A 24537-nucleotide genomic window follows, 5' to 3' on the forward strand; every position below is an offset into this window, starting at 1 on the left:
GCCCAGCCGGAACCCTCCGACGGCCCATCATGACCCAAGTCTGAATCCCCGATCCCGGCCTGGCCAGACCATCAAGATCTTCAGGACACTCCTAGAGGAGAATGAGGGCGGAGCGCAGAACACCGATCCTGTTTCTGCACCTGCCGCTGTGCCATGGCCGGCTCCTCATCGTCCCACGCGGCGGCCGCTAGGCCCTCCACGAGGACAGGTCGGTTGGCGTTGACCGCCAGCATCGCCAGGATGCGCCTAGTGATGGCACCGCCCACCTGCAGCTCGCCTTGGTGGCCGCGAACCTGGAGCGCGCCGAGCAGCCGGAGCAGCATGTCACCGCCTATCGACGCACGGAGCGCTTCCGGGCAACGCCCCGGGGATGCTCAGGTCGAGCAGCCCGACGCGGCCGGCCTGCTCGCGCGCGTACGCCCGGACGAGCCCGTGCAGCCGGTACCGCTGCCGACCGTCGCCGGTGCGCACCTCCTCCAGCAGGCGCAGGTCGATGAGCTGCTCGACGGCTTTCTCGGCCTGCCACAGCGGCCGCCCGCTCATGGAGGCCACCTGCGACAGCGAGGAGGCGGGCAGGTCGCGCAGGCTGAGCTGGTGCAGCAGGTCCCGGGCCGCGAAGTCCAGCCGGGCGTAGCTTGGGAGCAGGGCGGCGCGGACCGACATGTCACGGTACTCCAGCTCGTCGAGCAGACACCCTTCGCGGGACATCCGCCGCACCAGGTCGGTCAGCCGTCGTTGCGGCCTGGCGGCGATCCTGGCTCCGACGATGCGCAGTGCCAGCGGCAGGCCGTGGCAGAGCGCGGCCAGGTCGAGGGCGGCCTGCGGTTCCTCCAGGACGCGAGCCGCGCCGGCGGTGCGTTCCAGAAGTTCCAGGGAGGAGCGCATGTCGAGCTCCTTGAGCTCGATGTGCAGGGCCTTGCTCAGCCCGGCCAGCCGGGTCCTGCTGGTGATGAGCACGTGGCACGGGCAGGCTCCCGGCAGCAGGGAGGTGACCTGTGCCTCGGACGCGGCGCCGTCCAAGATGATGACGATACGGCGCCGCGAGACGCGGTCGCGAAAGAGGGTCTCGCGTTCCTGCAGCGTCTCAGGGATGTCCTCCGGCGCGACGTCCAAGGCGCGCAGCAGCCGGCGCAGCCCTTCTGCGGGGGTCAGCTCCCGCTGCCCGCGGGCGGTCAGGGAGAGAAAGATCTGTCCTTCAGGGTACTGCCCGTTGAGTTGGTGGCCGAGGTGGACGGCGAGAGCGGTCTTCCCGACGCCCGCCATTCCGGTGAAAGCGGTGATGGTGGCGTGTGTCGGCGACGCCTTCCTGCGCTCATCGGCCTCGCGGATGACCCGGGCGATCGTGTCATCGCGGCCGACGAGGTCCACCGTCTCGAAGGGCAACTGGATGACGCTCCTGTATGGAGCGGCGGTCTCGCCGGGCGGAGCGGGCGGGACCGTCCGGCTCCGGGCTGCCCTGCGCAGGGTCTCGTGCTCGGGTCCGGAAAGGCCGAGCGCCCGGGCGAGCACGTCGACGGACTGACGGTGCGGCCGGGCGCTGCGCGCGCGTTCGAGATTGCCGATCGTACGAACGCTGAGCCCGGATAAGTCCGCCAGCTCCTCCTGCGTCAGGCCGGCCCGAAGCCGGAATTCTCGGAGGGCTGCGGCGAGATTACGCTCCGAATTGGAATACTGGCGATCCAGAATGGACTCCTCACGGTCTGCAATCATATTATGACGGCGCGCCGCAGCCGCTTCATCGGCATCAACGATGTCTATCGACCGGGCCCCCACGCATTGTTCGGAAAGAGCCCAGCACAGAGGCGTTTCCGGGTCAACCGGATTCCTGTGGTTGGCAGAAACGAAATCTTAAATGGCGGTAATCCGGCGTTCCCGTTCGCCCGACCCCTGCTCCGCTGCACGATTGCGCGCCGGGCGGTCTCCGCCGCACCTGCAGCGGGCTGCTTCTGCCGACAGAACTGCTGGTAAAACTTCCTGGACGCTAGGCTTTCCGGTCGTATTAACTTGGTGACCCATAGCGACTGAGTTAAGGAAGGAGTGATGATGGAGAACACGAAGATCGAGGCGTCGGCCAGCTTCCAGCTGGACGAGTCCGAGGGCAAGCTCCTCGAGGAATTCGGCACACTCATGTCGGCCGAGTACAACTATATTTATCTGGCCGCCGAGTAGCGGCTCGCGTGGGATTGCGCGCCCGCTACGGTGCGCAATCCCACGCTTCTCGGCAGGAAATTCTTGCACTTTCTCCGGCATGGTGAGGTGTCGCATTGAAACGGTTTCCTATACCGGCGCTGGAGCCGGGAGCGGCTCTCGTCCCGGCGCTGCGGGGACTGCGGCCGTACGTGGACCTTGCCGAGGAGGGCGGTCCGATCCACGCGCGGGTTCTGGCTCTGCACGCCGCCCGCATGGTGTCGGGGCGGCCCATGGGCCTGCCGTTCCAGGGCAACCCGGTCGCGTACCTGCGCCGGCACCTGCTGTTGGAGACCCGGCTGGAACCGTACGACTGCGCCGAGCCCGAAGCCTTGCCACCTCACCTCCGCACGCCCGCCTGGGAGCATCTGTGCGCGGACGTCGCCGGCTGGCACGAACTGCCGGAAGAGGCGCGTCCCAGCGTCGCGACGTTGCTCGTCCGGCTGGGCTTCTACCGGACTGTCCTGCGGCTGATTCCCGAACCGGACCCCGCTGCGATCGCCCGCGGCCCCGCGACGGCAGCGCTCGCGCTGACGCGCGCCAACGCACTGTACAAAGCGACAGGACCGCGCGCCGCGAAAGCCGCGCTCAGAGTCATCGACGCCGTGCGGGAGCACGCGCCGTCCCCGCGGCAGCGCACGCTGGCGGCGGTGGCGGCCCTCGTGCACCACGCGCGCGTGAGCAAGGACAAGGCCGAGGTCGCGCGCCGGTCGCAGGAGATCCTCGCCCGCCGCGACGACGTGCTCGCGGGGGACGACAGTGACGTCGTCTCGCAGAGCGCTCTGTTGCGCGCCTGCAGCTTCGGCCCGTTCATGAGCGGGGACCGTGAGACGACCGCGCTCCTGCTGGAAGAATGCGAAACCCTGGCGCGTCAGGCGCCCGACCACACCGAAGGCCTCGCGCTGCTCAAGGCGGAGAACCTGCACGCGATGCTGGAGACCCGCAGCCGCGAGGCCCTGTGGTCCGGGGACTGGAGGCTGGCACAGTCGCGCGCGCAGCGGCTCGCCGAGCACGACCCGCTCGACAGCCGCGTCCACCGCGACCTCGGCTACATGACGCTGGAGCACGTCGGCGCCGAGGCAGCGCTGCCGCACTTCGAGACCGCGGCCTGGCTCGGCCCGCCCTTCACAGCCGTCTCCTGGTGCCTGGCCGGCCAATGCCGTCACAAGATCGGCGACCTTCCCGGCGCGCTGGAGGCGTACCTGGCAGGCGCGGCCGCCGACCCGGGCTCAGTGACCGCCGTGGACGGTCTCGTACGCACGGCGCGCGAGCTCAAGGACCAGGCGCTCGTCCGCTGGGGCGAAGAACGGCTGCACCGGCTGCACCGGCCGGCGGCCCCGAAGACTCTGAAGGAAGGGGGACGCGATGAGCATCCCTGATCATGGCGCGCTCACATGCGCGGTCGAAGGCGACTCGTTCCGTCTCGCCTTCAAGGACAAGCGCCGCCAGGCGGTCGGCGCCGTCCTTCCCGCCCTCGCGGCGCGACTGAAGAAGAACGGCGACCGGGCCGTCGGCGAGCAGATCCCCCGCTGGCTGGACCAGATGGCGGCGCTGCCGGAGCAAGCGGCCCGCGACCTGGTCACCTCGCCCATGTTCGGCTATTGGTGGCTCCGCCTGTCGCAGACTTACCGCCAGGGTGACGCGGGAGCGCTCCTCTCCCAGGCCGTGCACTTCCCGCGATTCCTGGCCGCGGCCTCGATGCGGCACGGCCTCGCCTTCGACGGGCTCCGCCTCGCGGTCTCCGCCGACGGCTGGCTGCGCCTGCCCGGGTGGCCGCTGCGGATTCCGCTGCCGGCGGGCGCAGACGTCGTGGCCGCCTCGGACGGTGAGACGGTGACCCTGGCGGTCGGGCCGGACGGGGACGCCGGCTCCGTATGGATCTCCGTACAGGAGGAGACGGTGACCGGGGCCGAGCCGTCGCGCGTGCCCTCCGTCCGCCCAGGAATCTGGGTGGACGGCGCGGACCCCTGGGTGACGGAATACCTGGCCGTTGCCAACGCCAACACTCGGGCCGAGGGCGGCCGAGGCGACGCCACGGCGGTCCCGCCGGACGCCACCTACCTGAAGCTGCTCCAGGACGCGATCAACTTGCTCGGCCGCTCCTGGCCCGAGATGCACGCCGAGCTCGGCGAGGTGGTCCGCCAGGTCGTCCCGTTCGAGAGCCTCGAGGTGGCGGCGTTCAGCAACAGCGCGCTCGACGGGGTCGTCTTCCTGCGCACCGATCTCGGCGACGTGCCGACCGTCATCGAACGGCTGGTTCACGAGACCGCCCACCTGCGGCTGAACGACCTGTTCGCGCTGTTTGAGCTGCACGAGCACGCGCCCGACGAGCGCGTGCCATCCCCGTACCGCGGCACGCTGCGCCCGGTGGATGGCCTCTTCCACGGTGCCTTCGTATTCGCGCGCATCGGCACGGCCTTGGCCAGGACGTACGAGACGACCGGTGAGTCGGCCTACCTCAACCGGCTCCGCGAGGTGCTCAAGCTGCAGGACGAGGCGCTGGAGATCATCGACGACTCCGTGCGGCTCACGGAACGGGGGTCGGCCATCTTCGCGGAGATCCGTACCGAGACCGAACGTCTCGAGCGCGCGGCGGCGTGAGCCCGTGGCCGAGTCGATCCCACTGAAGGAGAACCAAGAATGATCGAGCAAGCGGACATCGTCCGGAGCGGTCCCATTGCGGTTGCCGACGGCCACCAGGACGATCTGCTCCTGCGATACCGGCGGCGCCTCGCCGAGGCGGTCGCGCACGTGCTGCCCCGGCTGACCCAACGCGCCGACGCCGAGGCTGCCGCCGTGGTGGAATCGGCCCTGGCGCTCTACACGGACCTGCCGGGTGGCGCCCGCGAGAACATCGTCCACCACCCCTACTTCAGCTCGTGGTGGACCCGGGTCCGGGCGGCGTTCGCCGCAGGCGACGCGTCGGAACTGGCCCGGCTGCTGCCGCAGTTCGGACGGTTCGTCCTCGTGCCGGCTATGAAGGAGGGCATCGCGGACGGCGTCACGCTCACGCTGCCGACGGACGACCAGGGCGAGCTGCGCTTCCCCGGGCATCCCTGCCACGTGGCTCTCGGCGTGCCCGCCTGGACGCCTGTCCGCGTCCAGGCCAGGAACGGCGAGCTGGACCTGACCGTTGGCAGCGACACGACCATCGTGGCCGCCGACCGGCTGCTCGCCGCCGCGCCGGAGACCGGCGACCCGGTGCTCGTCCGCCGCGCCACGATCGGCGGCGGCGTCGAGCTGGACGGCTCTGACCCGGCCGTCCTCCGCTTCTTCGCCAACCAGCGGGCGAGGGCCGCCATCCCCGGGTACCCGCCGCGCGACCTGATGCCCTACGGCCCGATCCCCGCGGCCACGGTGCGGCACTTCGAGCAGGCGCTCGCCGACATCGACACGTTCTGCCCCGCCTTCGGCGCGGAACTCCGGTCATACGTCCGGGTCGTCGTGCCGGTGGCCAGCAACCTGTTGTCCACCTTCACCGACACCGGCTTCTTCGGAGCCATCTTCATGAGCGAGCACCTGGCGCCGTTCTCCGACCGGCTCGTCACCGCCGAGCACCTCCTGCATGAGGCGAGCCACCTGAGGCTGACGCTCATCCTGGAACACGAGCCCGTCTTCGCCTCCGAGCCGGACGTCCTCGTCGAGTCCCCGTGGCGGCGCGACGCCCGTCCACTGCACCAGATCCTGCACGGCACCTTCGTCTTCGCCCGGATCGCCCAACTGCTGGCCGGCGCGCTCAAGCGGGGCGCGGGCCCGGAGTACGCGCGCCGCCACGAGGAGGTCCTCGGGGACCTGCGCAGGGGCCTGGCGACGCTCACTGGGGAAGGCGCCGAGTTCACCCCGGCGGGCCGGGACCTGCTAGACCGATTCGCCGCGCTCGCCCATGACTGAGCAGACCATCGGGCAGGAGCCGGTCTGGCGGCTACGCGGGCGGGCACAGCTCGTCCCCGTCAAGGACGCCCTCATCGCGCGCATCTCGACCACCACCATCAGGCTGCCGCACTTCGGTCCCGTGGAGGAGCGCATCCTGCACCTGCTCGCCGATGGCAGCACCGAGGGGTACCTGCTGGACCGCCTCGGCGAGGGCTCCGACGCCGACCGCCGCCGAGCCGGTGAGATCTTCCAACTGCTCAAGGACAACGGCTTCCTGGAGGTGCTGCACGAGCCGAGCGACCTGCTGCCCGAGGACCTCGCTCGCTTCGACCGGCTGGTGCACATGTTCTCGGAGCTGGAGCTCGGCGGGGAGTCCCGCTACGACCGGCTCGGGCGCCTGCTGAACGTCCGCGTGGGCGTCATCGGCGTCGGTGGGATGGGCAGTTGGATCCTGTACGGCCTGGCCTGCTGCGGCATCCGCGACTTCGTCCTCATGGACGCCGACCGGGTCGAGGCGTCCAATCTGAACAGATCCATCCTGTTCCGGGAGGAGGACATCGGCCGCCCCAAGGTCGAGGCGGCCGCCGAGGCGCTGACCCGGTTCTCGCCGCGCGCGCGGGTCCACAGGCTCGAACGGCGTGCCGACGGCCCCGAGGATTTGCGCGAGCTGGTCGAGGGCGTGGACCTCGTCGTGGGTGCCGCCGACCAGCCGGCCTGGCTCATCCGGCGCTGGCTGGCCGAGGCGTGCCGGACGGCCAAGGTACCCCTGATTCATCCCAGCGGGCTGCGCGTCGGCCCGTTCTACTACCCGGGTACCAGCGCGTGCCCCATGTGCGAGTGGGCCGAACACGCGGCGCGGGAGCCGCGCTTCCCCGAGGTCGTCGCCGCGATGCGGCGGCTGCCGCGGGGGAACTCCGGCGGCCTGGCGCCCTGGGCGTCGGCCACCGCGAGCATCACCGTCATGGAGGTCTTCCGCCACGTAGCCGGGTTCGGGCCGGTGGTCACCCGCGATGCGCTGTGGGAGATGGGCGCGGACTACGTCGGTCGGCTGCGGCCGCTGAAGCCGCACCCCGACTGCCCGGTGTGCCACGGTGAGGGAGGCGCTTCGACATGCTGAGACCCGCGCACATCACGAACTTCGTCCGGCTGGCCGCGACACGGTACGGCCACGACGAGGCCACGCTGTTCGAGGACCCGCTGAGCGGCCTACGCCACCTCCACCTGGCCACGGCCGACGTGAACGCCGTCGTCGCGCTCGCCCTGCCGACCCCCACCACCGGTCTACCCGGCCTTCCGCACGTCATCGAGCACCTGGCCGGATCCGGGTCGCGGAACTTCCCTGGCCCTCGGCTGTTCCCGTCGCTCATGTCCCGGCTCAAGACCACCTTCCTCAACGCCTACACCGGCCCGGACCACACGGCCTTCGTGGCCGCCTCGACCTCACCCTCCAGCTTCGACGTGCTCGCCGAGGCGTTGATGGACGGGGTGTTCGCCCCCACCATGGCCGCGCCGGACTTCGACTCCGAGGCGGTGCGCGTGGACCGCTCCGGCAGGCCGGGCGGCGTGGTCTGGCAGGAGGCCGTGGACGGCCTGTCCAACCCGGCGGGTATCGCCGCGCGCGCCGTGACGGCCGCCGTCTACGGCCCGTCCTCCTGGCGGCTGCTGCAGGGGCAGGGCGAGGACCCGCGCGAGCTGCTCACCCTGACCGTCGAGGACGCCCGCCGGTACCATGCGGAGTACTACCATCCGCTGTGCGCCTGGCTCGTCACCGTCGGGGACGTGCCGCCGGACCGGGTGCACCGGATCGCACGGCGCGTCCTCGGGCACCGGTCGCCCCACGCCCCGGATCTGTCGTCGACGCATCATCCGACGATCGAGCTCGCACCCGCTGGGGCGCCGCTCACGGTCGTCCCGGGCGGGCCCGGCGGCCGGGACGGGGACGTGATCGTGGCCGTGCCGATCGCCGCCGCCGCCCACCCCCTAGCCGCCGTGCACGCCGAAGTGCTCGCGGACGTGCTAACCGGTGCGGGCGGCCCGGTATGGTCGGCGCTGCGGGCGCGGGGGCTGCGCGCCGGCGTGGGCACCGGTGCCTACACCCATCTGCCGCACACCGTGCTGAGCATCTCCGCGGCGCTGGACGGCACGGCCGGTACGGGCGAGGTGGAGGAGCTGGTCCTGGACGCCATGCGCCGGCCGCTGCCGCTCGACCTGGTGCGTGCCGCGGCGCGGCGGCGCCTGCTCCGGGCGCGTGATCGGGGGAACCGCTCGCTGCCCCCGCGGCCGTGGGGGGTGCGCACCGTAATGGACCTGGTCAACGGGCTGGTCCACGGCGCCGATCCCTTCGAGCAGCTCGCCCGCGTGCAGCACCTGCGAGCCGTGGCCGACGCGCCGGACTCCGCCGCCGAGACCCTGAGTGCCGCTCTGGCGGCCCACGGAACCCGGCTGGCCAAGATCGATCGTTCCGGCCCGACGGCCCGCCAGCGTTTCGACCGCGACCTTCCGGCCCTTCTGGGCGCCCGTACGCACCCGCCGGCACCCGATCCGGCCACCGGCTCCATGGAGGCGGCGCCGGTAGGTCAGCCGGCTGGGCGGCACGCCTGGGGGGCCGGCACCGCCGCGGCCGGTGGCCGGCCAGAGCTTCGGGCGGACCTGCATGTGGCGGCGCGGCGGCCGGAGCCACCCATCCGCCGGATCCGGGACGGGCTCGACGCGTGGGTGTCGGAGCTGCTCGGCCACGGCGTCATGTACGCGCACCTGGAGCTGGCCACCGGCTACCTGTCCCCCGAGCTGCTCTGCCTGGCCGGTGCGCACGCGCAGTCGCTCGGCCTGGGGGCGTGGCCACCGATGTCCGCCGAGATGGTCAGCGACAGCGATCACGTGGATCTGGAGCAAGTCCGCACCCGGCTCCAGATCACCGCGTACTGCCTCGACGAGGATGCGGAGGAACTGCTCGGACACGTCGCGCGCATCTGGCAGGCCCCCGCCCGGGCCCGCGAGGCGTGGCCGGAGCGCCTGAAGCAGGCTCTGCGCACACGCCTGGCGAACCCTCCCGGCGCGGCGGTTCGGCTGCTGCGCTCGGCGGTCGCCGCCGAGCTCACGGGCACCGGCGCGGTGCGCGACGCCACCTCCGGCTGGGGCGCCCGGCGCACCGCCGCGGAGCTGCTCGCCGATCCCGCACGTCTGACCGTGGCCATAGACGGCCTGGCCGACGTGCTGGCCTCTCTGAGGGGGGCCCTGGTCATCACGGCGGGCAAGGAGGCTGGCGTTCCCGACCTGGCGCCGCTGAGCGGCCTGCTCGCCGCGGACCAGGGCGAGCAGCCCGAGGCCGGCGCGCCGGCCGTGCCCGCCGCCCGCTCGGGTATCGCCGCCGGCGGGCCCGAGGGCGCTGTGATGCCGAGGCTGATCGTGCTGGAGGCGGAGGAGGGGACGTCGGCCGTCGTCGCGGGCTATCGCGGCGTGGCGGTCGCGGACCCGGCCGCCCCTGCGTTCGCCGTCGTGGCGCAGGTCCTGCAGGAGCGCCTCTACGGGCGTCTGCGGGTGGCCGGTTCCGCACACGGCGCGAAGGTCACCTGGCAGCCGCGCGACGGCGTCCTCAGCGTGATCGCGATGGGTGCGAGCCAGATCCCGTCCGTGCTCGACCTGATCACGGAATCCATCGAGGAACTGGCCGTCCGCGGCCCCGACGAGGCGGAGCTGCGAGCCGCCCGATCGGCCGCCGTCGCGACGCTGGACCCGCTGCACTCCGTGCACACGCTGGCGGCCGACGTCCTTCGCGAGCGACGCCAGGGGCGGACCGGGCACGGGTGGACCACCCGAACCGCGCTCGAACAGGTGAGCGCGCACGACGTCACCGAGCTGGCGCGCACTCACCTGAGTGAGGAACGGCAGGTCGCCGGCGTCACCGGCGCCGCCCGCTACCTTGACGAGGCCCAGACGGGGACCCGTACCCCACTCGTCCACCTGGGGCGAGCGGACGACAGATGACGACGAGGACGGAAGCGAGAACACGGTGGTGACCAAGAACATCGACTGTGACGTGGTCGTGGTCGGCGGCGGCCCCGGCGGGGCCACCATCGCCACCATGCTGGCCAGGGAGGGCGCCGACGTCGTCGTGCTGGAGGGCAAGAAGTTCCCCCGCCATCACCTGGGCGAGTCGTTGCTGGCCGTCTCCATGCCCATCCTCGAGGAGCTCGGTGTCAGCGAGGTGCTGTCCCGGCAGGACTTCCCGCGCAAGCGCGGCGCGGTGTTCCTGTGGGGGCCGGAACGGGAGAAGATCGGCCTGATCATGCCCCGCCCTGGTTACGCCTACCAGGTACAGCGCCACATCTTCGACAGCCTGCTGCTCGACCACGCCGAGCACAGCGGCGCGCGGGTGCTCCAGGAGCACTGGGCCCGCGACGTCGTGTGGAACGAGGAAGGCCGGATGACGGGCGTCGTCGCGCAGGAGGCCGGGCAGGAGCCGTTCATCATCCAGGCCAGGTACGTGGTGGACGCGAGCGGCCTGTTCCAGTTCCTGCCGCGCAAGCTCGGCCTGCAGGAGAACCTGTACGGGCCCAAGCGGGTGGCGCTCAGCGGCTACTGGGAAGGCGCGCTCCGCCCGGATCCCCCGCACGCCGATGACGTGATCACGGAGGCGTGCGAGGACGGCTGGCTCTGGTTCATCCCGTTGTCACCCACCCTCACCTCAGTGGGCTTCGTCGGTGACGAGGACGACGTCGGCCGTGACGCCAACGACTTCCTGCTGCGCCAGGTGAAGAGCTCGAAGCTGGTGCGCAGAATGACCGAGGGAGCGCGGCTGACCCGCCGGGCCCGCGTGCTCAAGTACCGCAACCACGCGATCCGCTCGGCCTGGTGGGAACGGGGCTACGTGCTGGTCGGCGACAGCGCCGCGTTCGTCGACCCGCTGTTCTCGACGGGCGTGCACGCCACGCTGTTCTCCGCGGTCGCCGCGGGAGCTGCGATCTCCACCACGCTCGCCGGCCGGATCAGCGAGGACGAGGCGGCCCGCTGGTACGACCACCGGGCACGCAACCACTACGCCAAGACCACCGAGATGATCAGGCTGCTGTACGGCCTGCACCCCGGCGTCAGCCGGTTCTGGCGCTCGCGCTGGCTGGGCGGGATCGACGAGGAAGCGGCCGAGCGGATCGTCGCCGGGATGGGCGTCGAGGGCATGGACTTCTTCGCCGGCACCCGGAGCGCCGGGACGCTCCCGTTCCCGGACCCGGTGCGGCGCAAGATCCATGAGTTCAAGTGCCGTCCCAAGCCGAGCGACGTGGCGCTGGACCCTCCGCTCGCCTACGCCAGGCATGTCCAGCGCAGCTCCGACTGGATGCGGCAGGGGTCGATTCTGGTGCGCTGCACCAAGCTGCACCACCTGCACAACCGCACGCACGAGATCTACTCGCCCGTCGGCAGCCCCCTCGAACGGGTGCTCCGCTCGGTGGACGGCCGCCGTTCGCTGGGGGAGCTGATGCGGGCCGCGGAGATCCCCGCCGAACAGGCTGCCTCGCTGCGCCGCGCCGTCGGCACCCTCGTGGATGGCGGGCTGCTCGACCTCGCCTCCGCCGGAGCCTCCGGGCACGGCGGCGCATGAGCTCGGCGGCACGCGGTGACCAGGTGTCCGGGACGGCGCTCTTCCGCAGGGCGATGGGCAGGTTCGCGACCGGGGTGACGGTGCTCACCGTCCGCAGCGGCAAGACCGTGCACGGCATGACGGTCAACGCCTTCTGCTCCGTGTCGCTCGACCCGCCGCTCGTGCTGGCCTGCGTGGCGTCCACCTCGGTGATGGCCAGGCTCATCCCGGAAGCGGACGGCTTCGCCGTCTCGATCCTCTCCGCGGGGCAGCGCCGGGTGGCCGAGCACTTCGCCCATGTGCGCGGGCCCGCAGGCACCGCGTCGTTCGCCGCCGTGCCCCACGTCAGCGGACCGGCAACCGGCGCGCCGGTCCTTGCCGGGGCCGCGGCCTGGCTGGAGTTCACAGCCGCCGACATTCACACCGGCGGTGACCACCTGATCATCGTCGGCCGGGTGCGCGGCCTCGCCCTGGGCGACCCCAGCGAACCCCTGCTGGTCAGCCAGGGCGCCTTCCGCTAGCACCCACGCTTTCCCATTCTCATCCATCCGGAGGAACGCAATGACCCAGATTTTCGAGCACCGCCGTACCACGCCCGAGCCCCTGGTCAGGGACCTCACCGAGGAGGAGGTGGCTGCCTACGACCGGGACGGCGCCATCCTGCTCCGCGGGTTCTTCTCCGACCACTGGGTGGAGACCGTGGGCGCGGCCATCGACCGGCTCGCCGAGAACCCCACCCCCTTCGGCAAGCTCCTGTCCGGCAAGGGACTGCACAGTGACCTGTACATGTGGAAGTACGACCAGGGCTTCCACGACTTCATCTTCTCCTCGCCGGCGGCCCACATCGCCCAGCAGATCATGCGCAGCAGCCGGGTCAACTTCGTCGTGGATCACATGTTCAAGAAGGATCCCGGGTGCGCCATACCCACGCTGTGGCACCGGGACGAGTCCGCATGGCCGGTCCAGGGCCGCCAGCGCATGAACATCTGGCTCGCCTGCGACAACGTGAGCACCGAGAACAGCGCGCTGCAGTTCGTTGCGGGGTCCCACCTGTGGGCCCGCTCGCCGCTCGTGGACGACTACAAGGGCGCCCCGGACGAGCGCGTCGAGCGCATGCTGGGACAGCTCGGCTGGAAGCCCACCAAGCAGCCCGCTCTGCCCTCCGAGGAGGACGAGGTCACCTCCTGGGACGTCATCAGGTACGGCTTCCAGGGCGGCGTGCACCGCCAGTACGAGCAGGACATGGCCACCACGCCCATCGAACCCGACCTCGAGGGCCTGGTCAGCGTCGAGCCCAACCGGGACCGGCTGCCCATCGTGAGCTGGGACGTCCAGCCTGGTGACGCGCTGGTCTTCCACTTCCGCACGCTGCACTACTCCACGGGCAACCAGCACGACACCATCCCCCGGCGCGCCCTCGGCACCCGCTGGAGCGGCGACGACGCCGTCTACACGCCCCGGGTCGGGAACGTGCCCGTCCTGTGGGAGCACGACCTGCGTCCGGGCGACCCCATGGGCGGCCCCCTCTACCCGCAGATCCTGCCCGAGACCCGGCCCGAGGAGGAGGGCGCGCACCGCATGGGCGCCGAGGCGGAGAATCCCGGCTTCGGCTACCGGGACCTCCTACGGCGGCTGCGAGCGGCCGGTCTGGCGGACTGACCGGCTCACGATCTACGGCCGGCCACGGCCTCTCTCACCGAACGATCAGGAGTGGTGCATCAGATGACGGAGCCGAACACCCGACGCCGCGCGAGCGCGCCCCCCGCCGACGCCGAGCCGCCGCGGCCACCCTCCGGGATGGCGCTGCTGCGGCACGTCTCCTTCCTGCTGCTGTGGCTGGCTCTCGTGCAGTCGGCGCTGGGCGACCAGTTGTACCGCGTCGGGCTGTCCTGGTACTCGACCAACGTGCTGGGCGGCGTCATGGACACCGCGCTGATCGGCGTGGCGCTGGCGGTCCCCATGGCCGTGCTGGGCCTGGCCGGAGGCGTGATCGTCGACCGCGTGGACCGCTTCAGGCTGTTGGTGTCCGCCGACCTCGTCCGGCTGGTCGTCACGACGCTGCTGGCCGTGGCCCTCGCGGCGCAGACGGTCGGCATCACCGGCCTCGTCGTGGGGACGATCGTGCTGTCCATCCCGGCGGTCGTCTTCATGCCCGCCGTGCAGACCGTCCTGCCCGAGCTGGCCGGCGGCGACTTCAAGCGGCTGGTGCGCATGGACTCGCTGATCATCGGCTCGTTCAACGTGGTCACCGTCGTCGGCGCGACCCTGAGCGGAGCCCTGCTCGCGGTCGTGCCCGTGGGCTGGCTGCTCGGCGCCGACGCCGTCACCTTCGCCGTGTCGGCGGTGCTCATCCTCCTGGTGGCGCGCACGGTCCGGACCACGGTCGGCCCGCGGACGCAGGCCGGCCCCGCCAAGAAGGCGCGCTCCCTGTCGGGAGCCTTCTCCGACGCGGTGGAGGGGCTGAGGTATATCTGGCGGGACAAGGTGCTCCGGCCACAGTTCCTCGTCTACCCGGTGCTCGACGGCGCCCAGTACAGCATCATTTTCCTGCTCCCCGCCTTCCTGGCCGAACGGGGGGACCCGAGCACCCTGCTCTACGGGGTCGCCGTGGCCGCCATGGGAGCGGGACGGGTGATCGGCCTCCTGCTCATCTCCCACACGTTCCTCATGGAGCGACGCGGGATCGTCCTGGCTGCCAACTTCATCGTCCAAGGGCTCGCGGTCCTCATGATCGTGGCGGTGCCGGCGCCCTGGATCGCCCCGCTGGCGATGGCCCTCGTCGGAATCCCGGCGGGGGCGGCGACGATCGGCGTGGCCAGCTTCGTGCAGACGACGGTGCCCAAGGAGGTACGTGGGCGCGTCATGGCCGGGGTCATGTCCCTCAGCTCGTCGCTGACTCCCGTCGGGGTCATCGTGCTCGGAGCGCTCGCCGGGGCCACGAGCTCCGCCGCCGCGCTGGGCGCCGTCGCCGCCGTCTTCGTCGTCGGGGGTGCGTACATCGCCGCGCAGAAGGCGATCCGTGCGCTCCGCTGACCGTTCTTCCGCACACCTTGGAGCATCGTTGGAACTGGCACCATGAGGCCCGCGTACTTGAGCACGTCCCTCGGGCTGGCCCGGGTCCCGGACGGCCGGTCACCGCGCGAGCCCGGCGACCGCTACGACCTCTGGCTGCTCGGGCCGTACTTCGGGCTGCACGAACCGGCCGACTGCTCGCTGCACACCAGTAGCGTGCCTCGCGCCTACGAGGAGCTCGACACGGCGCTGCCGCCGACACCCTTCCAGCTGCACCCGCCACGTGGCCTGCGGCTCGCCGTCGCCGACCAGACCGGACGGCCCGAGCTGGCGGCGGCCCGGCCGGGCGACCTGCCGGCCGAGTACTGGACGGATCGCTGGGGACACGTGGCCGAGCTGACGGGCCGGGCGAGCACGCTGACCCAGGAGGCGCGCCTGCGGCTCGGTGTGCTGCACTGCGCGCTCGGCATGGATGCCGCGGCGCAGGGGGTCCTGCCCGACCTGCAGCCGGAGGAGGCGACCGCCTCGCCGATCGCGGCCGCCATCGCCATGAAGCTGACCCACGTCCGCAAGCGGCTGCACACGGACGCCGCCTCGGTCCGCCGTGACCGAGAGGTCCTGGCCGCCGTCGCCACCGCCGCACGGATCCCCGCGCGAAGCGCCCTCGGGGCCGCCACCACGCTGGTCGTCCTGCACGCGCGCGGCACGCGGCCGGACGTCGCCGCGGTCCGGCACTGGCGCAGGCTGGCCGAGGAGCGCCTCGCCCGGCTGGACGGCGCGGACTGGCGGGACCGGCTCGCCGTCAGCACGTTCTGGCGAGCCGTCAGCTACCTCCCCTTCCTGCAGGGCGACCATGCCCGCACGGCCGCCGAGCTTGACCTGGCCGAGGAAGCCGCGCGGTCGATGCCCGCCGCCACGGAGCAGGAAGATCTGGTGCGGCGGCAGAACCTGCACCCCCTGCTGGAGACCCGGACCCGCGCAGCCCTCGCCCGTGGCACGGCGGACGCGGCGCTCGGCTACGCGCGGGAGGCTGCGGAGCTGGATCCCCATGACGGCAAGGTGCACATCACCTTGGGCGACGTCCTCGCGCGGGCCGGCGACCGCGCGCAGGCCAGGGCGTCCTACCTGCGCGCGGTCGCGCTCGGTGCCCCGTACGCGCCCAAGGCCCAGAACCTGCTGGCCGGCAGCCTCGAAGCGGAGGGCGACCACGAGGCGGCCATGTACGCGTACCTACGGGTGCTGGATCTGGACCGCGGGGCCTACAGCGCGTGCGCCGCGGCCCACCGGCTCGCCGGGCAGCTGGGCACCAAGGATGTCATGGACTGGGCCGCCTCCTGGCGTGCGGCGGCCCGGGAACGAGCCGAGGCGGGGCAGACCCGATGAACGGATCAGGTCTCAGCACCGAAGCGCTGGTCGCGGTGGTGATGGCCGACATCGCCGCCATCCTGCTCCTGGGGGCGGTCCTCGGCAAGGTGGCGCGGCGGCTCGGACAGCCTCCCGTCATGGGAGAGATCGTGGCGGGGGTCGCCCTGGGACCGAGCCTGCTGGGGCTGCTGCCTGGCAACCCGACACACATCCTGTTCCCCGTCGAGGCCCGGCCGCTCCTCTCGGCCGTCTCCCAGGTGGGGCTGCTCCTATTTATGTTCGGTGTCGGCTGGGAGCTCGACGCGCGGCTGATCAAGGGGTTCGGCAAGGTGGCGGCGGGTGTCTCGGTCGGCTCGATCGGGCTGGCCTTCGGGCTCGGCGTGGGCCTGGCCACGTTCCTCTACGACGCGCACGCGTTGGTGGGCGGGCGGCAGGTGCCGTACGCAGCCTTCGTGCTGTTCCTGGGCGCCGCCATGTCGGTCACGGCCTTCCCGGTACTGGCCCGCATCCTGCACGAGCACCGGATGACGAACACGCGGATCGGCGTGCTCGCGCTGGCCAGCGCCGCTGTGGACGACGTGCTGGCGTGGTGCCTGCTCGCCCTGGTCACGATGGTCGCCACCGCGGGCGGCTCGGAGGATCTGCTCCGCCTGTTGACCCTGACACTGCTGTACGCAGCCGCCATGCTGCTGGTCGTGCGCCCGCTGCTGACCAGGTTTGTGCGGTTCTCCCTGCGTCCGGGGCGGCCGTCCGCGCTGCTCGCCGTCATCGTCGCGGGCGTGCTGCTGTCGTCCTGCGTCACAGCGTGGATCGGCATCCACCCGATCTTCGGCGCCTTCGCCTTTGGCGTCATCATGCCGCGCGAGCCTGGGGACGAGTTGTTCGAGGTGGTGCGGCGGCCCCTGCAGCACATGAGCGCGATCCTGCTCCCCGTGTTCTTCATCGTCACGGGACTCGGCGTGAACGTTGGCTCCCTCGGCGGGGCGGGCCTCCTCGAGCTGACCGCCATCGTCCTGGTGGCCGTGGCTGGCAAACTCCTGGGATCGGTGATCCCCGGCCGGCTGTTCGGGCTGTCCTGGAGGGAAGCGGCCACCCTGGGCGTGCTGGTCAACACACGCGGGCTTACGGAGATCGTCATGCTCACGGCCGGGGTGAGTCTCGGCGTTCTGGACGATCGCCTGTTCACGATGATGGTCCTCATGGCCTTGATCACCACGATGATGGCCGGGCCGCTGCTGCCGAAGCGGCCGCACGCGGAGCCGGTCGGCATCCGGCCCTTGAGCAGGAAGGAGATGCGAATGACGGAGACCGCCGATCGATCGTAGTCGGCATTTCGACCACCTGGATGTGATGGGCCCCGCATGTGCTCCGGGAAGTGCGGGATCTCCGCTCGTGCCGCAGCCACCTGGACAACTTCCGCGGCGAGCTGCGCCAGGCCGGCCTGGCCTGGGTGATGGCGGTGCGGCCCCGCCACGGCACCTGGGCCTACGGCTCTGAGGCGCACACCCCCGCCGACGCCGCCCGCGCGCTGGCCTGGAACGGACCGACCGAGCCCGGCGACTGGCACCAGGTCGAGCGCGTCTTCCGCGACGGGCACACCGAGACCTGGTGGGCCGCCGAGGCCCGGCTCGGCGCGTGGGGCCCGGACGGGGCCTGCACACCCGTGACGCGACGAGCGCGGTCCTCTCCCAGCGAGGGCTGCGCGAGCTGCGCCGGCCCAGCGCACCCGACGGACGCTACGCCCTCGGCTGGGACAACCCCGAACCCTACAGCGGGCCCCGGCAGATCACGCACCCCGGATCGTCCTTCACCTCCACGGTCACCATGGTGCTTCTGCCCGACAGCGGGTACGGCATCGCGCTGATGTCCAACAGCCGCATGCCGCTGGAAGCCGACGTCGAGGCCATCATGGAAGACCTCATAGCCCTGACCCAGGACACACCCGGCACGGGCGCCCTGCTCCCGCTCGCCTTCATCGCCGACCTGACCGCCCTCGCCGCCGCGCTCTCGATCGCGACAGGCGGGGCCGTCAAAGCTCGTTGAGCGCGACGTTGGGCGCAGCGCCGCGCCACCGCCGCTCTCTGGAGGACGACGCTCCGGCTCGCTCCCTATCTGCTGCCGTTGCCGGTGTTCGTCTTCCTGCCGCGCATCCTGGAACCGATCGTCGGCGGCCGTGACGTCACCTTTGTCCTGCTGCCGCGCATCTGGCCGACTCTCCTTGCCACAGTCGGCCTGACCGCCGCGACTGGGATCATGGTCCTGGCCGCCCGCATCCGCGCCCTCCTGCGACAGCACCGTCTGCAGACCGCGCGGGCACCACGGCAGCCGCAGGCGCACACGTCTGTGACCGGGACGTGAGCACGGGGACTACTTTGCCCATCGCCCCGGCTTCAGGTTCTGGGCTGTTCCATAAGCGACCACCTATGAAACACGGCTCGCGGCGTGGCGCGTCCAGGGCGAACGCGATGCTGACGGCGCGAATCCCGGTCGCGTCGCGGAAGCACGCGGGGTAGAGCAGGTTCTCCGGGGCGTCCCCATTGGGCACGCTGGGGTCGGGGATGGCCAGAGCCAGCACCTCGACGACGACCCGCCACTCGTCTGGACCGCATGGACCCAGGACGGTGCCCGGTAGCCACGGCCACGAGTCGCGATCGAGGTCCTGGTCATCGCGTAGGGGATACCTGACGAGAACGGGGGTCTTCGAGGAAACGCCCGTCATTGTCGTCAGGAGGGTACTCGATCATGGATTCCTCTCCCACCCGGGGAGGAGCCACGGGAGCCAATTTTGGGAGCCACCGCCTTGCGGCTCCCTCAGACTTCCCGCGTCCTCCCCGGAGCGTTCTGTAAGGTGAGGGGCACCCGATCGACTCGGATCGACATCCTCGGACTTCCCGGAGTTCCTTCGCATCGAAGGGGTCAGGGGTTCGAATCCCCTCATCTCCACCAGGGGCCGTTCTTGAAACGGCTGGACTGAAGTTGACGGGATCCCGTCTGATCATCGGAATCAGGCGGGATCTTGTCGTTTCAGAGGTTTCCGACCGGGTTCGTTTGCCTCGGCCGTGGTGGCGGTGAGCCAGACGAATCCGGTCACCTCGTCAGCTGAGGGCGGTAAACATGAACCGTTCCGGGCTTGGTGGAGACTATGTGACAGCGCCTATGCCCGCCCTTGGCGCGGACGCTCTGGTGCCGTCTGCTTGCCGTTGCAGTTCCACGACCATCTCCAGGGACGCGCGTGCCTGCTTGGCCTCGTCTCCAGAGACCGAGCCCGCACCCCGGTTCCACGTACTGTGCAACTCCTCCTCAAGCGAGCGGAGGTCGGTGACGTGTTCCTCGTACAGGACCGCGAGCATGGACTCGCCGCAGCGCACCGCCTCACCTCCACACACCTCCACGCTGGGGTAGGGCTCTGCGCCAAGGCAGAAGACCGTCGGACGGCCCGCCCGGAGCTCCTTCAGCCGATAGCACACGATACGGTCGTTCCCGCCAGCCCTAGCAGCGGGAATCTGCAGGAGCGGCACCAGATCGGGGTCGCGCGCCAAAATGAGCGACTCGGTGTCGGCCATAGCGTCAGGCGTCTCCGCCGGGCCGCCCCGGTCGGGTGGGACGGCCAACTCCCAGGGCTGGTTGGTGAAGTACGCCAGCAGGTCCAGGGACCACAACCCGGCGTCGACGACAACGAAGAGCTCCTCAGGAAACATGACGCCGTAGCATTCGCGCAGCACCTCGCGCGGGCCGAGCCCAGTCTCGTACAGCACCCGTGCCAGCCGGGCCATCGACGCGTAGTCCTCGCGGGACGCCTCCGCCCGCAGCCGATCGACGGCCTCCAAGTTCATCGCCGCTCCCTACGCTCGACGGTGCATCCGTCATGACCTATATCCCCACCGTATGCGGTGTTTCCCAGAGACCGTGGAGCTGTGTGGTAGTCATCGCTGTGGAGATTTCTTGAACATCGCCGAGCCTGGGAAACGATCATTGCGAACTTGGGAAGCGATCACAGACATCACCCGATCGTCCCTGATCCGACCCACTCAAGAACGCTCCACTCCAGGTCAGAGGCCGTTTTCCAGTTATGGGGAGCGGCCTTTCCGGCTGCTGAGTGACTACGCGTTCTGATCATCGCCATCCCGGCGGCAAAGCGAGGTGCGGGTTCCGCACTGCACCGCTGATAATCGGTCAATGCCGGAATGGGAAGCCGCCAAGCGGCGGATGTACGAAGTCTTCGGACACGTTCCGCGACCCGAGCGCATGGTCGGTTGCCCGCATTGCGTCGAGCCAGGTGAGGAACTGTGCATTCTGGTTGGGCCAGTCAGGTCGGTGGAGGCTGAGTTGCTGGCCCGCTACGCCGCTAAGGCCCTTACCACGTGGGGTGGCGTCGCTGAGTTCCGCTACTTTCTACCGCGCCTGCTCGAATGCGCGGCAGCGGACGCCTTCACCTATCCAGACCCCGAGATCGTTTTTGGCAAGCTCGCCTCGGCCGAGTGGTGGACCTGGCCGATTGACGAGCGAGATGCCATAGCAGCGTTCCTGAGTGAATGGTGGCGCGAAACGCTGCGCAACTATCCGGTCCACCCCTCGGTCGCCACTGTGCTGTGCGCTCTGGGCGCCACAGGCATGGATCTGACACCCTGCCTCAGCGCTTGGAGCAAGCTCGACACCGACGCCGCAATCAGGCACCTACACGACTTCGTCCTGACCGGCTTGTCGGGCGAGCGCCTGACCAACGCCTTCTGGAACCGCCGAAGCCCTGCTTACCAGCAGGTACTTGCCTGGCTCACAGGCGGGCCCGCTGCCGCAGCCGTGGAGGCGACTTTTGCTGAACAGACACAAGAACCCATGCTTGAACTGCTCGCCATCATTGAACCGGCCTTGCATCCGTCTCGCGGAGATGTTGATAGGCCGCCTTGAGCGTGTCTACCTCCCGCAGCGGACCTGTGGCCCTCCACTTGCAGGCAGCGCTTAGGATCCGTAACCCGGGGCGGCAAGGCTGCCGAACACCATCGGTATCTCCGCCACCAGGTCCCAGCGCGACACCCGGGAAACGATCACGTTCTGGACGGGAAGCGATCAATACACCCCCTCTGCCGCCGCAGGTCACACCCACTCGTGAACACCCCACCAGGATAGTTGCAGGTGACAAGGGGTTTCGGAGTTGATCCGGAGCCCTTTTCCCTTGTCTGGGAGTCGATGGGAGCCAATCGGGGAGCCATCTCACTCGGACTCTCTACCCCTGTCGGCTGTCGCCGAAGATGGTGTTCATCGTGTGGGCGCCTTTGGTGATCACCGGTCTGAGCTGGTGCCGGTAGACCGCTTCCGTGACGCTGGTGCCCGCGTGCCCGACGAGATCGGCGATGGTCTCGATGGGTACGCCCTGGTCACTCATGATGGAGACGAACGAGTGCCGCAGTTCGCGGGGACTCCAGGCGGTTCGATCTCCGCTTCCTTGGTGATCTTGCGGAACGCTCGCCGCGCGTTGGCGCAGTCCAGTCGGGTTCCGACGCTGGTTCAAGAACACCAGGTTGTGATCTTGCCATGCCTCGCCGCCTTGAGCCCCTCGAGCTCTGGCACTCCTGGACACTTCCCTATAGTCGCCAGCCCGCCGAGGAGCAGGCCGACGTGCAGCGCCGTTCGCCGAGTCAGCGTCGGCGACGGAAGGCGTCGGCGGTGGACTTGTCGATGATCGCCAGCTGGGTGTGGATCTGGTTAGTGGAGGGGTCGTGGTCGCCGAGGAGGGTGTGGGCGTGGCGCCACTGCTCGTGGGCGGCCGCGTGGTCTCCGGCGAGGTAATGGCAGGCGCCCAGGTGGGCGAGGGTGCTGGCCTCGGCGTATGGATCGCCGAATTCCCGGAACAGGTCCAGGGCCCGGCGGTAGCAGGGGACGGCCCCGGCCGGATCGCCCAGTTGGAGGCGGGTGTCGGCCAGGCACGACCAGGTATGGGCCTCGTGGGGGCGGTTGCCGAGCTTCTGGTGCAGGATCAGGGCCTGCTCGCACAACTCAAGGGCCTGGGCGTGGTTTCCCAGGCGGCCGTGGTGAAAGCCGAGGTCGGTGAGCGCGATGGCCCGGCCGACCTGGTCGCCCAGCTGGTCGAACAGGTCGTGGGCGCGGCGGGCGGCGTCGAGTGCGTCGGCCTCCCGGCCCTGGAGGGCGTACACGATGTCGCGGTGGTAGTGCGTCCACGCCTGACCTGCGGGGTCGTCATGTGCTCGTTCCAGGGCGGCGTCGAGGTTGCGGTGGGCGTCGTCGAAGCGGCCCAGGTCGGCCAGCGCGAAGGCCAGGTTGCGGTACGCGCGAGACTCTTCCACCGGGTCGCCCAGCCGCCGGGCGGCGGCCACAGCGGCCTGCTGGGTCTCGGCCCGGTCGTGCCAGAAGCCCTGCCCATGCAGGAAAACGAACAACGCCCGCGCCAGGTAGCAGACCTGCCGGTCGAGGCCCAGATCGGCGGCGAGCTCCAGGGCGGCGAGCAGGGCAGGACGCTCGGCCGCGAACCAGGCCATCGGCGCGTCGCGTCCGGCGAGGTCGGTGACGCAGACGCCCGGGCCCGGCGCGGCGGAGGCGACGGTCTCGACGTCCCCCTCCATGTCGCCGCCAAGCAGCCGCTGGGCGGCGTACGCGGTATGGACGTAGTGGTCCACGATGCGGCGCCGAGCGGCGTCCCGGTCCGGGTCGCGGGCCTGGCAGAGTTCGGAGGCGTAGGCGCGTAGCAGGTCGTGGCAGGAGTAGCGGCCCGGGGCGTGTTCGGTGAGCAGGTTGGCGCGGGTCAGCTCGGCCAGCGGCGCCCGTACCTGGGGGACCGGGACGCCCGCCAGGCTGGCGGCGGCGGTGACCGTGCTGTCCGGGCCGGGATGTAGCCCGGCGACCAGCCGGAACAGCCGCGCCGCCGCCTCGTTGCCGAGCGACTCGTACGACCACGAGAAGATCGCCCGTACGTTGACGGCACGGTCCAGCGCACCGAGGGCGTCCCGAAGCTCGGCGGCGAGCGTGCCGAGCGGATGCGTGGGATGGATCGCGGCGCGGGCGGCGACGATCGCCAGCGCCAGCGGTAGCCCGGCGCAGCGGCGGACGATCTCTTCGACGGCGGCGGGCTGGGCAGCCATCCTGTCCTGGCCGAGCCGGGCGGCCAGCAGCCGCTTTGCCTCGTCCGGCGGCAGCAGGCCGATGGGGAGCGGATGCGCACCGTACGTCATGACCAGCCTGGTGAGATGATCCCGGCTGGTGACCACCACCAGGCAGCCGGGCGCTCCGGGCAGCAGTGGGGCGACCTGGTCGGCGTCGCGGGCGTTGTCGAGTAGCACCAGCATGCGCCGTCCGGCCAGCAGGCTGCGGTAGAGCCCGGCTTGCGCGTCCAGGCCGTCCGGGATCCGGTGCGGCGGCACTTCCAGCGCGCCGAGGAACTCGCGAATGGCCGCCGCCGGTCGTACGGCCTCCCCCGAGGGGTCGTATCCGCGCAGGTTGACGTAGAGCTGGCCGTCCGGGAAGCGCCCGGCGACCCGGTGCGCCCAGTGCACCGCGAGTGTGGTCTTCCCGACGCCGGCCGTGCCGGAGATTACCGTGATCAGCGGCGACCGGGACCTCGTCTCGTCCGGCCGGATCTCGTCCGGCGGGACGAGCAGCGCGTCCAGCGCCGCCAGCTCGGTCTCCCGCCCGGCGAACCCGTTGACGGTGGCGGGCAACTGCCTGGGCACCGCGCGCCCGGCCGGCGGGGCGCCGACGACGAGCAGATCGGCATGAACCTGCCGCAGCTCAGGGCTGGGATCGGCGCCGAGCTCCTCGGCGAGCCGGCGCCGGATCGTCTCGTACCGCTCCAGCGCCTCGGCAGGACGACCGGCCGACTCCAGCACCCGCAGCAGCCGCGCCCACAGCGATTCCCGCAGCGGATGCCGCTCGGCGGCCTTGGCCAGTTGGGCCGGGTCCGGCTGCGCTCCGTGTGCCAGGTCCAGGTCGACCCGGCGCTCCAGCGCGGTCAGGTACCGATCCTGCAGCGCCGGGGCCACGAAGTGCTCCAGCCAGTCCGATCGGATCCCGTCGAAGGGGGTGCCGCGCCACAGCGCCAGCGCCTCGGCCAGCCGGGACCGCTCGGCCGCCGGGTCCGGCGCCGCCGCGGCCCCATCGAGCAGGAGGCCGAAGCACAGGGCGTCGACCTGGTCCGGCTCGGCCGCCAGCAGGTAGCCGCCCGACCGGGACACGATCAGCTCGACGGTTCCCAGGGCGCGGCGTACGCGCTTGACGGTGGTACGGAGGTTGACCCGCGGGTCGCCGCGCGGATCGGTGCCCCACACCGCAGTCGCCAGCCTGTCCGTCGGGACGGTACGGCCCGCTGACATCGCCAGCACCGCCATCAACACGCGCTGCCGCCCCGGGGGCAGTTCGACCGGCCTCCCGGCCACGGAAACGCGCAGCGGCCCGAGCAACTCGACGGCCAGCACGCGCATCACCCCCTCTCGCCCGCCCGGGTCCTACGGTGAGTGCCACCGGACTGACACCACTTTGCCACCCGGGGTCCGCCAAACTGGCGATCATCTCGCGCGAGC

Annotated in this window: 19 protein-coding genes; 15 read left to right on the plus strand and 4 right to left on the minus strand. The window is 70.8% G+C overall.

Annotated elements, in window-relative coordinates; all coding sequences use genetic code 11:
* Positions 1-324 precede the first annotated feature (324 nt).
* Positions 325-1710, minus strand: a complete 1386-nt coding sequence (locus AB0B91_RS33325) for a helix-turn-helix domain-containing protein (protein ID WP_358327916.1) — start codon at positions 1708-1710, stop codon at positions 325-327.
* A 330-nt stretch (positions 1711-2040) separates the two neighbouring features.
* Here AB0B91_RS33325 and AB0B91_RS33330 point away from each other — a divergent pair, with 330 nt between their 5' ends.
* From AB0B91_RS33330 to AB0B91_RS33395, 14 genes are all read left to right on the plus strand, one after another.
* Positions 2041-2169, plus strand: a complete 129-nt coding sequence (locus AB0B91_RS33330; RefSeq protein ID WP_358327918.1) for a hypothetical protein — start codon at positions 2041-2043, stop codon at positions 2167-2169.
* 95 nt (positions 2170-2264) lie between these two features.
* Complete coding sequence (locus tag AB0B91_RS33335) at positions 2265-3566, plus strand: hypothetical protein (RefSeq protein WP_358327920.1); 1302 nt, start codon at positions 2265-2267, stop codon at positions 3564-3566.
* Positions 3553-4788, plus strand: coding sequence for an HEXXH motif-containing putative peptide modification protein (locus tag AB0B91_RS33340; protein WP_358327922.1), 1236 nt, complete (start codon positions 3553-3555; stop codon positions 4786-4788). Before AB0B91_RS33335 ends, AB0B91_RS33340 begins: the two co-directional genes overlap by 14 nt.
* Before the next feature lie 39 nt (positions 4789-4827).
* Entirely contained in the window at positions 4828-6078 is a 1251-nt protein-coding gene (locus AB0B91_RS33345; protein WP_358327924.1) for an HEXXH motif-containing putative peptide modification protein, read from the plus strand.
* The gene (locus AB0B91_RS33350; RefSeq protein ID WP_358327926.1) at positions 6071-7177 is read left to right on the plus strand and encodes a ThiF family adenylyltransferase; all 1107 of its coding nucleotides are present in this window, start codon (positions 6071-6073) and stop codon (positions 7175-7177) included. The genes AB0B91_RS33345 and AB0B91_RS33350 overlap by 8 nt, the downstream gene beginning before the upstream one ends.
* Entirely contained in the window at positions 7171-10044 is a 2874-nt protein-coding gene (locus AB0B91_RS33355) for an insulinase family protein (RefSeq protein WP_358327928.1), read from the plus strand. The genes AB0B91_RS33350 and AB0B91_RS33355 overlap by 7 nt, the downstream gene beginning before the upstream one ends.
* Before the next feature lie 28 nt (positions 10045-10072).
* Entirely contained in the window at positions 10073-11656 is a 1584-nt protein-coding gene (locus AB0B91_RS33360) for an NAD(P)/FAD-dependent oxidoreductase (protein ID WP_358327930.1), read from the plus strand.
* The gene (locus AB0B91_RS33365) at positions 11653-12156 is read left to right on the plus strand and encodes a flavin reductase family protein (RefSeq protein WP_358327932.1); all 504 of its coding nucleotides are present in this window, start codon (positions 11653-11655) and stop codon (positions 12154-12156) included. The genes AB0B91_RS33360 and AB0B91_RS33365 overlap by 4 nt, the downstream gene beginning before the upstream one ends.
* Before the next feature lie 40 nt (positions 12157-12196).
* On the plus strand, positions 12197-13294 hold the full coding sequence (locus AB0B91_RS33370) for a phytanoyl-CoA dioxygenase family protein (RefSeq protein ID WP_358327934.1): 1098 nt from the start codon (positions 12197-12199) through the stop codon (positions 13292-13294).
* Positions 13295-13357: 63 nt separating this feature from the next.
* Positions 13358-14668, plus strand: coding sequence for an MFS transporter (locus AB0B91_RS33375; RefSeq protein ID WP_358327936.1), 1311 nt, complete (start codon positions 13358-13360; stop codon positions 14666-14668).
* Between the two features lie 57 nt (positions 14669-14725).
* The gene (locus tag AB0B91_RS33380) at positions 14726-16030 is read left to right on the plus strand and encodes a hypothetical protein (RefSeq protein ID WP_358327938.1); all 1305 of its coding nucleotides are present in this window, start codon (positions 14726-14728) and stop codon (positions 16028-16030) included.
* Positions 16027-17337 carry a cation:proton antiporter gene (locus tag AB0B91_RS33385; RefSeq protein ID WP_358327940.1) on the plus strand — a complete coding sequence of 437 codons (1311 nt, stop codon included), beginning with the start codon at positions 16027-16029 and terminating at the stop codon, positions 17335-17337. The genes AB0B91_RS33380 and AB0B91_RS33385 overlap by 4 nt, the downstream gene beginning before the upstream one ends.
* A 310-nt stretch (positions 17338-17647) precedes the next feature.
* On the plus strand, positions 17648-18055 hold the full coding sequence (locus AB0B91_RS33390; protein ID WP_358327942.1) for a hypothetical protein: 408 nt from the start codon (positions 17648-17650) through the stop codon (positions 18053-18055).
* A 78-nt stretch (positions 18056-18133) separates the two neighbouring features.
* Positions 18134-18370 carry a hypothetical protein gene (locus AB0B91_RS33395; protein ID WP_358327944.1) on the plus strand — a complete coding sequence of 79 codons (237 nt, stop codon included), beginning with the start codon at positions 18134-18136 and terminating at the stop codon, positions 18368-18370.
* Positions 18371-19152: 782 nt separating this feature from the next.
* On the opposite strand, the gene AB0B91_RS33400 is transcribed toward AB0B91_RS33395, so the two are convergent.
* The gene (locus tag AB0B91_RS33400) at positions 19153-19845 is read right to left on the minus strand and encodes a hypothetical protein (protein WP_358327945.1); all 693 of its coding nucleotides are present in this window, start codon (positions 19843-19845) and stop codon (positions 19153-19155) included.
* A gap of 343 nt (positions 19846-20188) precedes the next feature.
* Here AB0B91_RS33400 and AB0B91_RS33405 point away from each other — a divergent pair, with 343 nt between their 5' ends.
* The gene (locus AB0B91_RS33405; RefSeq protein WP_358327947.1) at positions 20189-20917 is read left to right on the plus strand and encodes a hypothetical protein; all 729 of its coding nucleotides are present in this window, start codon (positions 20189-20191) and stop codon (positions 20915-20917) included.
* Between the two features lie 316 nt (positions 20918-21233).
* Here AB0B91_RS33405 and AB0B91_RS33410 read toward each other — a convergent pair whose 3' ends face one another.
* Positions 21234-21587, minus strand: a complete 354-nt coding sequence (locus AB0B91_RS33410; protein WP_358327949.1) for a tyrosine-type recombinase/integrase — start codon at positions 21585-21587, stop codon at positions 21234-21236.
* A 58-nt stretch (positions 21588-21645) separates the two neighbouring features.
* Positions 21646-24438, minus strand: a complete 2793-nt coding sequence (locus AB0B91_RS33415) for a BTAD domain-containing putative transcriptional regulator (protein ID WP_358327951.1) — start codon at positions 24436-24438, stop codon at positions 21646-21648.
* Positions 24439-24537: the final 99 nt, after the last annotated feature.

Origin of the sequence: Nonomuraea sp. NPDC049141, assembly GCF_040648415.1 — a bacterium.
Lineage (GTDB): Bacteria > Actinomycetota > Actinomycetes > Streptosporangiales > Streptosporangiaceae > Nonomuraea.

Excerpts from the sequence above, each read along its gene's own strand:
- AB0B91_RS33400 (WP_358327945.1), bottom strand. The coding sequence starts at position 19,845 with ATGAACTTGGAGGCCGTCGATCGGCTGCGGGCGGAGGCGTCCCGCGAG.
- AB0B91_RS33325 (WP_358327916.1), bottom strand. The coding sequence starts at position 1,710 with ATGATTGCAGACCGTGAGGAGTCCATTCTGGATCGCCAGTATTCCAAT.
- AB0B91_RS33340 (WP_358327922.1), top strand. The coding sequence starts at position 3,553 with ATGAGCATCCCTGATCATGGCGCGCTCACATGCGCGGTCGAAGGCGAC.
- AB0B91_RS33405 (WP_358327947.1), top strand. The coding sequence starts at position 20,189 with ATGCCGGAATGGGAAGCCGCCAAGCGGCGGATGTACGAAGTCTTCGGA.
- AB0B91_RS33375 (WP_358327936.1), top strand. The coding sequence starts at position 13,358 with ATGACGGAGCCGAACACCCGACGCCGCGCGAGCGCGCCCCCCGCCGAC.
- AB0B91_RS33345 (WP_358327924.1), top strand. The coding sequence starts at position 4,828 with ATGATCGAGCAAGCGGACATCGTCCGGAGCGGTCCCATTGCGGTTGCC.
- AB0B91_RS33330 (WP_358327918.1), top strand. The coding sequence starts at position 2,041 with ATGATGGAGAACACGAAGATCGAGGCGTCGGCCAGCTTCCAGCTGGAC.
- AB0B91_RS33355 (WP_358327928.1), top strand. The coding sequence starts at position 7,171 with ATGCTGAGACCCGCGCACATCACGAACTTCGTCCGGCTGGCCGCGACA.
- AB0B91_RS33385 (WP_358327940.1), top strand. The coding sequence starts at position 16,027 with ATGAACGGATCAGGTCTCAGCACCGAAGCGCTGGTCGCGGTGGTGATG.
- AB0B91_RS33415 (WP_358327951.1), bottom strand. The coding sequence starts at position 24,438 with ATGCGCGTGCTGGCCGTCGAGTTGCTCGGGCCGCTGCGCGTTTCCGTG.
- AB0B91_RS33350 (WP_358327926.1), top strand. The coding sequence starts at position 6,071 with ATGACTGAGCAGACCATCGGGCAGGAGCCGGTCTGGCGGCTACGCGGG.
- AB0B91_RS33370 (WP_358327934.1), top strand. The coding sequence starts at position 12,197 with ATGACCCAGATTTTCGAGCACCGCCGTACCACGCCCGAGCCCCTGGTC.
- AB0B91_RS33365 (WP_358327932.1), top strand. The coding sequence starts at position 11,653 with ATGAGCTCGGCGGCACGCGGTGACCAGGTGTCCGGGACGGCGCTCTTC.